Source organism: Rugamonas apoptosis (assembly GCF_014042355.1).
Classification (GTDB): Bacteria; Pseudomonadota; Gammaproteobacteria; order Burkholderiales; family Burkholderiaceae_D; genus Rugamonas; species Rugamonas apoptosis.
Window position 1 is genome coordinate 32409 of the sequence record NZ_JACEZU010000013.1, and the last position, 14749, is coordinate 47157.

The 14749-nt window shown below is 64.0% G+C and carries 11 protein-coding genes; 2 read left to right on the forward strand and 9 right to left on the reverse strand.

What is annotated here, in order from left to right; translation table 11 throughout:
* Positions 1-17: 17 nt before the first annotated feature.
* From H3H39_RS22605 to H3H39_RS22615, 3 genes are read right to left on the reverse strand one after another with little or no spacing between them, the layout of a single operon-like run.
* Positions 18-305 carry a phenol hydroxylase subunit gene (locus tag H3H39_RS22605; RefSeq protein WP_182156652.1) on the reverse strand — a complete coding sequence of 96 codons (288 nt, stop codon included), beginning with the start codon at positions 303-305 and terminating at the stop codon, positions 18-20.
* A gap of 9 nt (positions 306-314) precedes the next feature.
* Entirely contained in the window at positions 315-1250 is a 936-nt protein-coding gene (locus H3H39_RS22610; RefSeq protein ID WP_182156653.1) for a catechol 2,3-dioxygenase, read from the reverse strand.
* Positions 1251-1289: 39 nt separating this feature from the next.
* Positions 1290-1616, reverse strand: a complete 327-nt coding sequence (locus H3H39_RS22615; RefSeq protein WP_182156654.1) for a 2Fe-2S iron-sulfur cluster binding domain-containing protein — start codon at positions 1614-1616, stop codon at positions 1290-1292.
* 646 nt (positions 1617-2262) lie between these two features.
* Here H3H39_RS22615 and H3H39_RS22620 point away from each other — a divergent pair.
* The gene (locus H3H39_RS22620) at positions 2263-4851 is read left to right on the forward strand and encodes a DUF6600 domain-containing protein (RefSeq protein WP_182156655.1); all 2589 of its coding nucleotides are present in this window, start codon (positions 2263-2265) and stop codon (positions 4849-4851) included.
* 221 nt (positions 4852-5072) lie between these two features.
* Here H3H39_RS22620 and H3H39_RS22625 read toward each other — a convergent pair whose 3' ends face one another.
* Entirely contained in the window at positions 5073-5471 is a 399-nt protein-coding gene (locus H3H39_RS22625) for a VOC family protein (protein WP_229218192.1), read from the reverse strand.
* Between the two features lie 320 nt (positions 5472-5791).
* Between H3H39_RS22625 and H3H39_RS22630 the strand changes: the two genes are divergently transcribed.
* Entirely contained in the window at positions 5792-6145 is a 354-nt protein-coding gene (locus H3H39_RS22630; protein ID WP_182156656.1) for a hypothetical protein, read from the forward strand.
* Positions 6146-6200: 55 nt separating this feature from the next.
* Here H3H39_RS22630 and H3H39_RS22635 read toward each other — a convergent pair whose 3' ends face one another.
* The 5 genes from H3H39_RS22635 to H3H39_RS22655 all read right to left on the reverse strand — a co-directional run bounded on the left by H3H39_RS22635 (position 6201) and on the right by H3H39_RS22655 (position 14697).
* The gene (locus tag H3H39_RS22635) at positions 6201-7868 is read right to left on the reverse strand and encodes a sigma-54-dependent Fis family transcriptional regulator (RefSeq protein ID WP_182156657.1); all 1668 of its coding nucleotides are present in this window, start codon (positions 7866-7868) and stop codon (positions 6201-6203) included.
* Between the two features lie 82 nt (positions 7869-7950).
* Positions 7951-10392 carry an efflux RND transporter permease subunit gene (locus tag H3H39_RS22640; protein WP_182156658.1) on the reverse strand — a complete coding sequence of 814 codons (2442 nt, stop codon included), beginning with the start codon at positions 10390-10392 and terminating at the stop codon, positions 7951-7953.
* Positions 10389-11516, reverse strand: coding sequence for a WD40/YVTN/BNR-like repeat-containing protein (locus H3H39_RS22645; protein WP_220461640.1), 1128 nt, complete (start codon positions 11514-11516; stop codon positions 10389-10391). Before H3H39_RS22645 ends, H3H39_RS22640 begins: the two co-directional genes overlap by 4 nt.
* A 124-nt stretch (positions 11517-11640) precedes the next feature.
* Positions 11641-12990 carry a DUF1329 domain-containing protein gene (locus H3H39_RS22650; protein WP_182156659.1) on the reverse strand — a complete coding sequence of 450 codons (1350 nt, stop codon included), beginning with the start codon at positions 12988-12990 and terminating at the stop codon, positions 11641-11643.
* 21 nt (positions 12991-13011) lie between these two features.
* Positions 13012-14697 carry a DUF1302 domain-containing protein gene (locus tag H3H39_RS22655; RefSeq protein ID WP_182156660.1) on the reverse strand — a complete coding sequence of 562 codons (1686 nt, stop codon included), beginning with the start codon at positions 14695-14697 and terminating at the stop codon, positions 13012-13014.
* Positions 14698-14749: the final 52 nt, after the last annotated feature.

Genomic DNA, 14749 nt, shown 5'->3' on the forward strand with positions numbered 1-14749 from the left:
GTTCTCAAATAAGATGGTTAAGCATCGGTGGACTTGAATGGATGCGCGGTCGCGTCGGACAGGCGCCAGTCCCAGTCGTCGGGCGTGGCGGACGGCGCGGCCGCCGGCAGCACCTCCACCTGGTTGGCCTCGCAGAATTCCGCGTAGGCGTCCGGCGTGAGAATCAGCTCGACGAACAGTTCCGGCTCGCCGATGGCGAACTCGAATTCGATGAAGCCCTTGCCACGCCCGCCGCGCGGGCGCACGAAGCGGCGCGTGGTGTCAAGCGCGCGGGACGGGCTGGCCGTATCCAGGACGGGTTGCATGGCGGCCTCTCAGCTGACCACGGTCAGGAAGGTTTCATGCAGCTTGCGCTGCACATAGTCCAGGCCACCCTCGCCCACCAGGCCATCGAAGGTCCAGGTCAGCGGCGCGTGGTCCGGATACGGCGTGCGGTCTTCCTTGAACGTCTCGAAGCGGTTGCCCGACGGGTCGAACGCATAGATGGTGCAGCCGCGCGTGACGCCGTGGCGGGTGGGGCCGATATCGACCGGCACCTTATGCATGGACATGATGTCGCCCGCGCGCAGCACATGGTCCCAGCTGTCCATCAGGAAGGAGCAGTGATGCAGCTTGCCCGGCTCCGGGAATTCGCCGAACGCGATGTCGTGCGACTTGATCGAGCAGCTCAGGAACACCACCTGGTTGGCCGAGCCGTCCGGCGTGAGGATATGTTCGACCATCGTGAAGCCCAGCACGTCCACGAACAGCTTGCGCACTTCCTCGATGTTGGGGCCATACAGCAGCGCGTGATCGAGGCGGCGCGGCGCGATGCCCCGCTCCGACTGCGCGCTCCAGGGCGCGGGGTTGACAGGACCGCAGCCGTTACCGAAGGGCGCCTTCTCCGCATACAGTTCGATGGTGTGGCCGCTGGCGACCACGAAGCGCACCCGCTCGCCCGTTTCCAGCATCTCGCGCGCCGGAATGCGTTCGGTCTTGACGCCGTATTCCTTCAGGTCCGCCTCCAGCTGGTTCAGGGTCTTCACGTTCAGCACCTTGAAGCCGATGAAGTCCAGGCCCGCGCGGTCGGCCTGGCGCAAGACCACGCTGGCGTGATCGATCTCGTCCCAGCACTTGAGATAGACGCGGCCTTGTTCGTCGCGGCCCGTTTCCTCCAGCCCCATCACGTCGCGATAGTGGCGCACGCCTTCGTCCAGATCGAGCACGCGGATTTGTACATGCCCTGGGCGTAAAACACCTGTCATTGCCATTTGAAGTCTCCTGGTTGTCGTTGATTGAAAATTGATGGGTCAAGCCTGTTTGCTGGAAGGCTGGTCCAGTACTGCGAGTTTCATGTGGCCGAGCACGCGGATTTCGAGGTCGGTGCTGGGGGTGATGCGGCACGCGAGCACCCTGCCCTCGCGCTCATCGTTTGCATCGACGTGGCAGCGGCTCATGGGCTTTTGCGCGTAGCGGCCGGACAGCACCTCCACCTTGCACACGCCGCATGCGCCGCCGCGGCAGCCGAGCGGAATCCCGCGCCGGCCAAGCCGGACCATCCCTTCCAGCACCGATTTGTCGTCGGGGCAGGAAAAGACTTCCTGGGTTTCGGATACCGTGATGTTGAATGTGGTCACGATGGGCTCCCCTTGCGGTCAGGCAGAACGTGGGAGGCCGGTGCGGGTGCGCGGCTGGCGGCCGTGTCCCAGGTGGGATGACGGCGCGTGCGCGGCGCTGGAATGAAGCGAGATGGATGGGGCTGGCGCAAAGCCGCCAAGGCCCTGGTGAGCTGTGGATTTCATGGCTGTCTCCTGTTTCGATAGGTCGCCAGCAGTTACCGGCGGAAAAAGATCGTTTGTCTTTTTCAAGCTATATAGCAAGGCCTATGCCACTAGTTAAGCCATTGATTTAACAGGAAAATTAGAATTCGATGCGGAGAGACGGGTTGCCATGCTCGACAAATTCGTCAAGCTGGAAACCGTGTGTGGACAAATTTGTCAAATGGGGTGGGCGAGTTCGGCTTGGCCACGTGTTCCTAACCACCGCACGGGTTCGCTCTACGTGCGGTACCGCACAGGCAAGCCATGTGATTGCTGATAGCGTGCAAGTTCAGTGCATGCGCGCCAAGACAGGAACCTCCCGCTGCGAACGCGATCGGCAACGGCCATCCAGCCCAGGCACCCGCGCGGCTTGCCGGTCAACGATCGCGGCAACCCACCATAAGGGTGGTGCGGCGATGCCGATTCCGGCCACAACGTCGCGCCGCTTGTGAGAGGAAGTCCCATGAACATGTCAACCCCACGGCGCCTGCGGGCGCTACTCGCCGGCATACTCAGCTTGATGCTGTGCGGCCTGGCCGCGGCGGAGCCGCCATCGCGCGCCGCGCGTCTTGCCTATATCAGCGGCACGGTGAGTTTTTCTCCGGCCGGCGAATCCGATTGGCTGCAGGCCATCGTCAACCGCCCGCTCACCACGGGCGACAGACTGTGGACCGATGCCGATGCGCGCGCCGAGCTGCAGATCGGCGGCGCGGCGCTCCGCCTGGGCCCGGCCACCAACGTCACGCTGCTCAACCTCGACGATCGCATTGCCCAATATCAGCTCACGCAGGGCGCCATGAAAGTGCGGATACGCCATATGGCGCCGGACCAGAGTGTCGAAGTCGATACGCCGAATCTCGCCTTCATCCTGCGCCGTCCCGGCGAATACCGCATTGACGCGGACATCAACGACAACGCAACGGCAGTCATGGTACTCAGCGGCCAGGCTGAAGTGTATGGCGATGGCGCCTCGTATGCGGTCGCGCCCCGGCATGGCTACCGCTTCTATGGCACCGGCCTGGGCGACTACGATGCGTTGACAATGGGCCGCAGCGACGATCTGGACCGCTGGGCAGCCGAGCGCGACCGGCGCAGCGACAATTCGTCCTCGGCCCGTTATGTGTCGGCGGAAGTGGTCGGCTACGAGGATCTCGACGCCTATGGCAGTTGGCGCTCCGACCCCACTTATGGCAACGTCTGGATGCCGACGCGGGTAGCTGCCGGCTGGACCCCTTATCGCGACGGCCATTGGGCATGGGTCGATCCTTGGGGTTGGACCTGGGTGGATGATGCGCCCTGGGGCTTCGCGGTATCGCATTACGGACGCTGGGCCAACTTGCAAGGTTCCTGGGCCTGGGTGCCAGGTCCGCCGCGCGAGGCGGCCGTGTATGCGCCGGCCCTCGTGGTGTTCATCGGCGGCCGTAATTTTCAGGCGTCGGCCTCGGTCGGTTGGTTTCCACTGGCGCCGCGCGAAGTCTACCGGCCGTCGTATCCGGTGAGCCGCGGGTATTTCGACCAGATCAACCGCAGTAACGCCGTGATCGCTCCCACCATCATCACCAGCGTCTACAATACGACCAACGTCACCAATATTACCAACACCACCAACGTGACCAACGTGGTGTATGCCAATCAACAGGTGAACGGTGCAGTGGTGGCGGTACCGACGCAGGCGTTCGTGCGCTCGCAACCGGTGGCCCGGGCCGCCGTCGCCGTATCGAAGGAAGTGGCCACGAGCGCGCCGGTGATGTATGTCGCCGCCGTCGCGCCGGTGCAGCAAAGCGTGCATGGTGCCGCGCCCGCCGCCAGCGCCAAGCCACCGGCGCTTGAGCGCGCCGTCGTGGCGCACGCCCCTCCTCCGCCGGCGCCGATTGCATTCGCGGCCCAGCAAGCGCAATTGGCCGCCAAACCCGGCATACCGATCGATGAATCACGTCGTGCGCAATTGAAACCCGCCGCCCAAGCCGCAGCGCCCAAGATCAGCTTGGTAAGCGCAGCCAAGGCGCCTGCCCCAAGTGCACTCCCGCCTCCGACCGCCCCGGCAGCCAGGTCGCCGGAGGCGCGCAAAGCCGAGGCGTCCAGGAGCGATGCCACGCAAGGGATGAAAGCAAATGCCGACGCGGCAACAGCGAATACATCCAGAGCCGAAGCCAGCAGGACGGCGGCCACTGCCGCTGAAGCATCAAGGGCTGACGCAGCAAAAACGGAGGCCGCAAAGACCGATGCCGCGAAAGCTGACGCCGCCAAGGCCGCGACAGCTCGGGCCGAAGCGTTGAAGGCGGAAGCGGCCAAAGCCGACAACGCGCGCGCCGAGGCGATGAAGGCCGACGCCGCCAGGGCTGCGGCCGCCCGCGCCGAAGCATCGAGAGCGGAGGCAGCTAACGCCGAAAACGCACGCGCCGAAGCGATGAAAGCCGACGCCGCCAGGGCTGCGGCCACCCGCGCCGAAGCGTCGAGAGCGGAGGCAGCTAACGCCGAAAACGCACGCGCCGAAGCGATGAAAGCCGACGCCGCCAGGGCTGCGGCCACCCGCGCCGAAGCGTCGAGAGCGGAGGCAGCTAAAGCCGAAAACGCGCGGGCCGAGGCGATGAAGGCCGACGCCGCCAGGGCTGCGGCGACCCGCGCCGAAGCGTCGAGAGCGGAGGCAGCTAAAGCCGAAAACGCGCGGGCCGAGGCGATGAAGGCCGACGCCGCCAGGGCTGCGGCCGCCCGCGCCGAAGCATCGAGAGCGGAGGCAGCGAGAGCCGAAAACGCACGCGCCGAAGCGATGAAAGCCGACGCCGCCAGGGCTGCGGCCGCCCGCGCCGAAGCGTCGAGAGCGGAGGCGGCTAGAGCCGAAAACGCGCGCGCCGAGACCATGAAGGCTGACGCAACCAGGGCTGCGGCGGCCCGCACCGAAGCATCAAGAGGGGAAGCGGCAAGACCACCGTCAAGCAGGGCTTCGCCGCCAGCGCCGCCCCCAGAGGCACACGGGCGCACGCCGAAGAAATCCGAATCGGAAGCTAAAACAGATGCGGAGAAGATATCCGAAGAGGATGCGCAGAAACGCTAGCAATCATCTGTTGGACCTGTCAGCGTGCTGGCGACTCGGGCTAAGTCGCTAGCAGGCCGGCATAAATGACCAGGCGCATTTACCTGGCAAGACCTGCTCCCGCTCCGCCAACCAAGGGGCGGGTGCACGCCGGCGGTCAAGTGATCCGGCACGTCATCGATCAAGTGTGACGATAGTACCGGGCTCTCTTAGCCGGCTCCCCCCCCCTAGGCACGGCCAACTTAGACCGTACAATTTAACATCCATTGCACCCCAAATTTGTCGGTCAATTTGCCAAAATAATCACCCCAAACCTGTGTATCCAGGGGTGTAGTGATCGTCCCGCCATCGGCCAATTTGTCGAAGATCTGTTTCGTCAACTGCTTGTCCTTCATCTGCAAAATGTGAGCTGAACCTCGCATCGGCTCCGCGTCATCATTATCGGAAGCAAAAAACAGCACCCCTGGGCCCTCAAACCGCGCATGCATGATCTTGCCGCGCATTAATTCGTTTCGAACGGGCATACCATCTATGCCATAGCACAACATATCGGTTATCTTGCCCAGACCGCACTGGGTATAAAACTCCAATGCTTGTTTGCAAGATGTGGTAAAGAATAGATAGTTTGATAATTGCATCATTTCACCCTTATGGCCGAGGCATAGCCGACGAATTTGTTCGATCAGTTTCTTTCATATCTTCGGTCGCCATCGGCAGTGCCGAAATAACCGAAAGAACCAAGGTGCCAGAATAACATCATTGGTAAAAGCAAAATGCACGCTTTCTCACTGACGCCAAGCGATAGGCCAGTTTCGCAAGCGGACAAGCAATTTGCGCGCGGCCTGTGGAGTTGGCCGGCACGCCTTTCAGCTCCTTCAGGAATATCGGAGGCTTGATCGAGGCCGTCTCTAATGTAAATTCTCGGCTATACCGAGCTTTTCAATTGCCAGGCGGGCACATATTGACCTTATTTGAACACGACATGTCTGCCGATGGAACGCACGCATATCGCCGCCCGGAGGATGAGCCTGAGCGAATAAATGGCCTGCCCGCGCGTCTGGTGGTTTTACAAGCGCCATCTGGCAAGGCAGTCTCCGTCCTCAGCTGGACGGAAGGACGGCGCGCTTATGAATTGTGGATGGATGCGAACGTGGTACTTGAAAAGAAACAGGCGCAATTCTTTGCCCTGGCCGCTTCGTTGCCGAAATCCATTCCGGCTAAACCGGATGAACCGGAGTCGGAAAAGCCCATGTTAGGCTCCGACGGCATGCCGGTATTTTCCGCCCCGCCTGCAGTAATTCAGATGGAAAAATAGCGAGCGGATGCTCACACCGCATGGTGCGGGAATGACGGGTAATCGAAAATCCCCATCACTCCCCACTCCGGTTGAACTTGTACGCCAGCTGCCGCCGCGTAATCCCCAGCAACCGCGCCGCCTGGCTCAGGTTCCCATTGGCCTTCTTGACGGCCAGATCGACCAGCGCATTCTCATGCGCGATGAGATTGAATTCCGGCCCCAGCAACTCTTCGCACAGCACTTGTTCCCTGGCGGCGCTCCGTTCCGGCAGATTGCCCGCCTGATCGATGCCCTCCCCCTCCTGCTCGAACTGCTGCTGCTCCGCGAACAAATGGCTGGCCTCGATGCGTCCGCCGGGCGGCACCAGCAGCACACCGCGCTCGATCACATTCTCCAGTTCGCGGATATTGCCCGGCCACGCGTACTGGCTCAGCATCTGCATGGCCCGCTCCGTCACGCCCAGCACCTTCTTGGGATAGAGCGCGCTGAACTTCTCGATGAATGACTCCACCAGCAACGGCAAATCGGTCGGCCGCTCGCGCAGCGGCGGGATCGTGACGGGATACGTCGCCAGCCGATAGTACAAATCGGCCCGGAACTTGCCGGTGCCGATGGCTTGCTGCAAATTGACATTGGTGGCCGACACCAGCCGCACGTCGACCTTGCGCGCATGGTCGTCGCCCAGCCGCTCCACCTCCCCCGTCTGCAGCACCCGCAGCAGTTTGACTTGCGCGGCCGGCGCCAGGTCGCCCACTTCGTCCAGGAACAGGGTGCCGCCATGCGCCCGTTCAAACCGGCCGGGACGCGACTGTTCGGCGCCCGTGTAGGCGCCCTTGGTCACGCCGAATAGCTCTGATTCGATCAGGTCGTGCGGGATGGCGGCGCAGTTGACGGCGATGAAGGGCTTGTCGGCGCGCGGGCCATTGTCGTGCAGCCAGCGGGCGAAGCGTTCCTTACCCACGCCCGTTTCACCCAGCAACAGCACGTTGATGGGACTCAGGGCCGCCCGTTGCAGCAGCGAGAACGCGGACTTGAACGCGGGCGAATCCCCGACCAGGCTGTCCTCGCCGCGCGTGGAACAGAGCGTGTCGCGCAGCTGGGTCACTTGCTGCTGCAACTCGATCATCTGTTCGGCGATGTTCTCCGGATGGAAATAGCGCAGGTAGTCCTCGTCCCACTCCTCGGCGTTCTTGCCCACCATGGAGCACAGCGTGGCGCCAGCGGCGTGGCAGGCCGTTTCGCGGAACACGACCAGCCGGTTCATGAACGCGGTGACATAGCCCGAGGCGTAGCCGATCACGCTCCAGCACGCATGGTCCGGGCCCGGGCCGAATGTCTGCAAGTGCGATTCCGCTTCCCAGGAATTCTCCAGCGTGAATTCGCCGTAGAAATTGCCGTGCTCGAAGTCGAGGTCGCATTGGATGGTGCGGGTCTTGACGATCCCTTCCAGCCCATGAATCTCGGGGCCCAGCAGGAAGATTTCGCCCAGCGGACGGTCGCCGGCCAGCTTCTTGGCCAGTTCGCCGTCTTGCTGGCCGGCCACGAAGCCCATCCGTACCAGCAGGCCGCGCGCCCGTTCCACGCCCAGGGAGTCGAACAATTCCTTGCGCAAGGCGCCAAAGGCGCGCGTGTGCAGCAGCATCATGCGGCTCTCGTCGAGCCAGATGTTGCCGTGCGCAGTGTCGAAACGCAGGCGCGCGCGTAAATTGAACACTTCGCTGAGCGCCTTATCTTTTGCCATGTCTCGCATATGATTTAATCGTTTCCCTACTTTAACGCAGAAAGTCACTTTGAACCATGCCAAGCCGGCCTGGACGACACACTCACGCCACAGCGGGCGCCTTGCTCTCCGGCACGCCCCCTGCCTGTATTCCCGCTTCGGCCCCAGCCCGCACCGTGGGTCGCAGCAGGAAGTGGGCCAGTGCCGGCAGCAGGATCAGCGTACCCAGCATGTTCCAGACGAACATGAAGGCGAGCAGGATGCCCATGTCGGCCTGGAACTTGATGGGGGAAAACGCCCAGGTGGCCACGGCGATGCCCAGCGTGACGCCGGTCAGCACCACCACCTTGCCCGTAAACAGCAGCGCGCGGTAGTAGGCTTGCGACAGGCTCATGCCCGTGCGCAGTTGCCCCAGCATCACTGTCATCACGTACAGCGCGTAGTCCACGCCGATGCCCACGCCCAGCGCGATCACGGGCAAGGTGGCCACTTTCACGCCGATGTGCAGCGCCACCATCAGCGCTTCGCACAGCACGGAGGTGAGCATCAGCGGCAGCACGGCGCAGATCACGGCGCGCCAGGAGCGGAAGGTGATGAACGACAGGACGATCACGGCCGCGTACACCAGCAGCAGGATTTGCAGGTTGGCGCGCTTGACGACGATGTTGGTGGCCGCCTCGATCCCGGCGTTGCCGGCGGCGGACAGGAAGCGGATCTGGCTGTTGTCGTGGGTGCGGGCGAACGCTTCCACGCTGTCCACCACGCGGCTCAGGGTGTCGGCCTTGTGGTCCTTCAGGTAGACGTAGACGGTGAGCAGGTCGCAGTTCTGGTTGAACAGTTCACGCGGGGCGCGGGTGATGATGGAGTTCAGCATGTTCTGGGAACGGGGAATCTCGTACCATTTCAGGCTGCCTTCGTTCATGCCGGCCGCCGCCTGCTTGGCCAGCGCGGCCAGGGAGTTGGTCGCTTCCACGCCGGGCAGTTGCTGCAGGCGCGATTCGAGGTCGTCCACGGCTTGCAAGGTGTCGTAATGGGCGCAGTAGAATTGCGGCGTTTTCACCATCACCACGTAGGTGTCGCTGCTGGCCGCGTAGTTGGCCACCATGAAGGCGTTGTCGCGGTTGTAGCGCGAGTCGGGCCGCAGCTCGGGCGCGCCAGGGTCGGTGTCGCCGATCTTGAGCTGCAGGCTGGCCAGGAAGCCGGCGCCGCCCAGCACCACACTGGCGGCGATGGCCACGGCGGCCCATTTGCGCTGGGTGAACAGGTCGAGGAAGACCCAGAACGGATGCTTGTCTTCCTCGTCGCTTTGCTCGGCGGCCAGGCTGCGCTGGGCCGCCACGGCGCTCACGCCGGTGAACGACAGCAGGATGGGCAGCAGCACCAGATTGGTGAAGATCAGCACGGCCACGCCCAGGCTGGCGGCCAGCGCCAGTTCGCGGATCACCTGGATGTCGATCACCAGCAGCACGGCGAAGCCCACCGCGTCGGCCAGCAGCGCCGTCATCCCGGCCAGGAACAGGCGGCGGAAAGTGTAGCGCGCGGCGATCAGCTTGTGGGTGCCGCGGCCGATGTCCTGCATGATGCCGTTCATTTTCTGCGCGCCGTGGCTCATGCCGATGGCGAAGACGAGGAATGGCACCAGCACTGAATACGGGTCCAGCCCCAGGCCCAGCGTGGGCAGCAGGCCCAGTAGCCAGATCACGGCCACCAATGAGCACAGCACCACCAGCGCCGTGCTGCGGGCGCAGCGGGTGTGCCAGTACAGCACGCCGGCGCAGATGGCGATAGCGAGGGCGAAGAACACCAGCACTTCACGCAGGCCGTCGAGCAGGTCGCCCACCACTTTGGCGAAGCCGGTGATGTGGATGTGGATGTTGCGCGTTTCGTACTTGGCGCGCAGTTGCTCCAGCCGGCCGGACAGGGCGTGATAGTCGATCGGTTTGCCCGTCTCCGCCACTTTCTCCTGCAACGGCAGCAGGATCACGCTGGAACGGTAGTTGGCGGCCACCAGCAGGCCGATTTCGCCGGAACGCTCGACGTTCACGCGCACCTGATCCAGGCTGGCGGGCGAGCCGTCGTAGGTGTCGGGGATCACGGGGCCGCCATCGAGGCCGTCCTCGGTCACGCCGGTCCAGCGCACGGATGGCGTCCACAAGGACTTCATGTAGGGGCGGTCCACGCCTGGGTAGAGGAACACTTCGTCCGTGATCTTGCGCACCGTTTCCAGGTAGTCGGCGTCGAAGATGGTGCCCTGCTCCACTTCCACGGCGATGCGCAGCGAGTTACCCAGGCCGGCGATCTGCGCCTTGTTGGCCAGGTAGTTGACGATGTAGGGATGGCGCGTCGGGATCATTTTCTCGAACGCGGCGTTGAGGGTCAGGCCCAGCGCCTGGTAGCCCAGCAGCGCCGTCACGATCAGGCACAGCGCGGCGATGGCCAGCCGGTTGTTGAACAGCAGGCGTTCGACCAGGGTGCCGGAGCGCGCGTCGAAGTCGCGCAGGTCGCGGATCACCGGTTCGTCATTGGACAGTTGGCCGTGGCTCATTTTGTAACTCCTAAAACAGTTTCAGCGGCGATGCGCACCATGCCGCGCGTGCCGGACAACACCAGGCTGCCGTCGGCCGATTGGGCCACGCCCGTGAACGAGGCCCGCTGCGACAGCGGCACGGGCGCGAAGGTCGCGCCGTCGTCCCGGCTTTTCAATACGCGGCCCGTTTCGTCGGCCAGCACGATGTCGCCGGACGCCAGCCGTTGGCCGGCCGTGAGCGTGATCGGCAGGCCGGTATCGACCTTGCTCCAATTGGCGCCGCCATCGATGGAGCGATAGGCGTTGCCGCGCAGGCCGAACAGCATCAACTCGCCGTGGCGGCCCGTCACCATGCCGAAGTAGCTGCCCGCGTAGGGTGTTTTGATTTCCTGGAAATTGGCCGTGTCGCTGGCGGCGCGGTACAGCGCGCCCTGCTCGCCGGCCAGATACGTGTGGCCGCCCTCGGCGTAGATCCGGTACAGGTGGTGGCCGCGCGGATTGTCGATCTGGCCACGCAGTGTGGTCCAGTTGGCGCCGCCGTCGGCGGTGGACAGGGCCATGCCGTAAGCGCCGACCACCATGCCGTGTTGCGCGTCGCTGAAACGGACGTCCAGCAAGGGCTTGTCGGCGCCTTCCGTCAGCATGCGTTCGGCGTCGCGCAGACGCGCCACGCCAGCCTCGCCGTCCTGCGGCGCGTGCTGGCGCGCGCTGGCCAGTTCGATCTGGGCGGCCTGCAAGCCGTCCAATTGCTTGCGCCAGGTTGCGCCGCTGTCGCTGGTGGCCAGCACCACGCCGCCGTGGCCGACGGCCCAGCCGTGCTGCGCGTCGGGGAAGTGCACGGCGGTCAGCGCCACGCTGACGGGGGCCGGCGCCTGGCGCCAGCTCTTGCCTTGGTCGTCGGACAGCAGGATGATGCCGCGCTCGCCGACAGCCACCAGCCGCGCACCCGCGCTGGCGACGGACAGCATGACGGAGGTATCGGCATGCTGGCGAATGGCCGCCGGGCGGGCCAGCAGGTCCACGCCGGCTTGGGCTGATGCGCTGGCAACTGCGGCGTCCATGGCGCCAGAGGCGGCGGACATCAGGCCGCAAGCCAGGCAGCAGGCTGCGATGCTGGGAATTCGTTTGAATGGTATGAACATGGTACGCAATCCAATGGGCCGCCGGCGGCAGGTCTGGCCCGCGCCGGCGGCAAAAACATGTGTTACTGGGGACAGCGCGGGACAGCCTGCGCGGCCCCGCTGCGAAGCTGACTGTGATCGGCGCTTAGCGTGCCGCTTCCGCCGCCACGGCATCACCGGTGAAGAACTTCTCGGGCTTGCGGGGCACGATGCGGAAGGTCTCATCGTTCAGCAACTGCACGCCACTCATGGTGCCCGCCTGCAGGTTGAACACCAGTACCGGCTTGACCAGGTTAGCCGGCACGGATGGCGCGGCGAACGGCGTCATTTGCGAGGTGCGCCACAATTTACCTTCCGCGTCGTAGCCATCCACCATGGCCAGCAGCCAGCTATCCTCATCGAAGTAGTAGCGGCGCTTGGGCACCGCATGGCGCTTGCCCGGGGCGACCGTGGCTTCCACCACCCACACGCGGTGCAGTTCCCAGCGCATCTTGTCCGGGTTGTAGTGGTGCTTGCCCAGCGCGTCGTCCAGCTTGGCGCTGATCAGGTTGTTATTGTTGTAGGGGATGTACATCTCCTGCTTGCCGATCAGCTTCCATTGGTAGCGGTCCGGCGGGCCGAAGAAGCCCTGCACTTCATCGAAATAGTTGGCGCCGGAGGCGACGAAATCAGGCGTGTCGTAGCCCACCGTGGGCGCGCGACGCACACGGCGCTGGCCCACCAGGTACTGCCACGCCTGGCGCGGTTCCTTGGCGTTGACGCCATCGCGCAGCACCAGCGATTCACCAGCCTTGAACGGTGGTGCGGTGGTGATGAAGCGCTGCAGGAAGTACTCGCCCGACCATTTCTCGGCGCTGCCGTCCTTTTGATAGTAGGGATACTGGAACCAGATATCGTTGCGCGTGGCCAGCGTGACCGAACCATCGGCCGAACCGACCACGTTGCGGAAGGCGTAGGCCACCGATTCCGGCTCCACCCGCAGCAGGTAATTCCAGATCACCTCCGCGCCGCTCTTGGGCACCGGGAAGGGAATGCCGCCGAAGCAGCCTTCGACCGACGCGCCGCCTTCGGCCAGCTTGCAGTTGGTGGCGTTCTTCAGCGTGTGCTCGTACACGGTCTGTGGCGCGGCGGCCGTGCGGTGGGTGGGATAGACGTCCAGCCGGAAGCTGTCCGGATATTTGGCCATCAGGGCGCGGGTGCCGTCGCTCAGTTTGGCCGCGTATTGGGCGGCGTTTTTTGCCGTGATCTGCACCGACGGTTTCTCGCCGGGGAACAGGTCAACCGGAATGTCACCGCGCACGGCGCCGGATGGCATCTTGGTCAGGCCACCGGTCCAGGCGGGAATGGTGCCCTCTTTATTAGCGGCCTTCTCCGCGCCCAGCGGCGTGAGAGTGGCGTTCAGTTTGGCCGCTTCGTCGGCGGGCACGGCGGCCATGGCCAGCTTGCCGGCGGCAAGCAAGGCGACCAGGGCGAGCAGCTTGGGTTGGGTATGCATGATGTGTCTCCTGCGATGTTGTTAGAAGGTGCGCTGGACCGAGAAGGTCACGAAATCCCGGTCCTTGTAGTACTGCTTGTAGCTGGCCTGGGTGTTGATGGCCGCGTCCAGGGACGGAGCCGGACCGGCGGCGCCGATGTAGTGGGTGAACTGCACGCCCGCGCGCCAGGTCTTCTTGTAGTCGAAATTCACGCCGACACTGAGGTCGCCGCCATGCTCAGGCGCCACCTGGAACACGGCCGAACGGCCGGAAATGCCGTAGCCAAGGCCGATCGGCACTTGCAGGTCCAGACCGGACAACACCTGGAAATACTCAGGCTGGAACACCATGCGCATGGCCCACGCGTCACGCGTGTGGGTGGTATTGAGCACACCGTTCTGGAACATGGGGTTGACGGGATTGCGCGTCACGCTCAGCAAGCGGTTGAAGGCCAGCTCGCCCACGAAGCTGCCCGCGTCCCACAGCGGATTGGCGGCCAGCACAGTGATGGCGGACAGGTTGGCGTGGAAGCTGTTACCGACCGCGTAAGGCGAATTCTTGCGGTTGTCGGCCGTGGGATCGAAGTTGACCACCAGGTCGCCCAGCGGTGCCAGTGGCGTGTCGCGGCGGGTGGACATTTCGCCACCCACGTTGGTTTCGCCGATCAAGGTCGAGAAGCTGGCGCCGTAGACTTTCACGTCCTGCGCATACATCAGGCGATAGACGCCGCCGTTGTAGGCGCCTGGCTCGGTCACGGTGAGCACGGGGATGGGCGACTTGTCGTGGTACTTGGCCGCGTACAGGCCATATTCCACCTCGCTGCCCGGCACCTTGAACTTGACGCGTGCGCCAAACTGGCCCGAATCGCGCCCTTCCAGATCGTGCGCGCGGCTGGCCGCACCACCTACGGGCGTGAGCAGCAGGTCGGCACCGTCACCAACGAAATCGGCGGGGCTGAAGTAGCTGCCGGCCGCCGGCAGGCGCAGCGCACGCCATTGGTATTGGTAATACGCGCCGACGGACAAATCGGAATTGATCTGCAAATTGCCCGACACCTGCCCCACCGGCAGCGCGATTTCCTTGAACTGCACGCCGGGCAGCGAAAACAGCTTGATCAGGTCCACCGGGCCTTGGGCGTAGGCGATGCCGTTCGCGCCCAGGAACAAGGTTTCGCCGTACAGCTGCGTGTGGCGGCCGACGCGCCCGCTCAGGCCCATGCCATCGCCAATGTCGGTGCTGCCGTAAACGAAAGCGTCGGCCAGTTCCGCCTTGCGGCCCATCAGCTTCTTGGCCGCTGGCGTGAACACGTTATTGGCGCCGCCCGTCAGCGCGTTGGCCGTGTTGGGGAATGGGATGGAGACGGGAAAGTCATTGCCGCTCTTGTTGTAGACCGTGTCATACCAGGCGGCGGCGGACACGCGCGCGCCCATGCCCTGATAGGCCACATCGAGTTCCGTCAACCAGTCCACGCGGTTGTTGATCAAGCCCTTGTCCAGGGCCAGGTCGCCCGCATCCACATTGGGATTGGCGTACGACGCGGCCACGTTCTGGCTCGGATCCTTCATGCGCAAGGCGGCGGAATACTTGAAGGTGTTATCCCAGCGGACCTTCAGGTCGGGCTGGCCGGTTTCGATTGTTCCCGCCTGGGCGTGCGCCATCTGTAATATGGCGGCCACACCGGCCGCGAGCGCAAAGCCGCCTGCAGAAACTGCATTCCTGTTACTCATGTCTCCTCCGTTGAATTCTCTTTTTATGGTTCCCAACTACATTTGCAGGCGA

What these genes read in the sequence shown, in the direction of transcription:
- H3H39_RS22635 (WP_182156657.1), bottom strand. Translation starts at nt 7,868, where the DNA reads ATGGCAAAAGATAAGGCGCTCAGCGAAGTGTTCAATTTACGCGCGCGC.
- H3H39_RS22655 (WP_182156660.1), bottom strand. Translation starts at nt 14,697, where the DNA reads ATGAGTAACAGGAATGCAGTTTCTGCAGGCGGCTTTGCGCTCGCGGCC.
- H3H39_RS22640 (WP_182156658.1), bottom strand. Translation starts at nt 10,392, where the DNA reads ATGAGCCACGGCCAACTGTCCAATGACGAACCGGTGATCCGCGACCTG.
- H3H39_RS22610 (WP_182156653.1), bottom strand. Translation starts at nt 1,250, where the DNA reads ATGGCAATGACAGGTGTTTTACGCCCAGGGCATGTACAAATCCGCGTG.
- H3H39_RS22605 (WP_182156652.1), bottom strand. Translation starts at nt 305, where the DNA reads ATGCAACCCGTCCTGGATACGGCCAGCCCGTCCCGCGCGCTTGACACC.
- H3H39_RS22620 (WP_182156655.1), top strand. Translation starts at nt 2,263, where the DNA reads ATGAACATGTCAACCCCACGGCGCCTGCGGGCGCTACTCGCCGGCATA.
- H3H39_RS22650 (WP_182156659.1), bottom strand. Translation starts at nt 12,990, where the DNA reads ATGCATACCCAACCCAAGCTGCTCGCCCTGGTCGCCTTGCTTGCCGCC.
- H3H39_RS22645 (WP_220461640.1), bottom strand. Translation starts at nt 11,516, where the DNA reads ATGTTCATACCATTCAAACGAATTCCCAGCATCGCAGCCTGCTGCCTG.
- H3H39_RS22625 (WP_229218192.1), bottom strand. Translation starts at nt 5,471, where the DNA reads ATGATGCAATTATCAAACTATCTATTCTTTACCACATCTTGCAAACAA.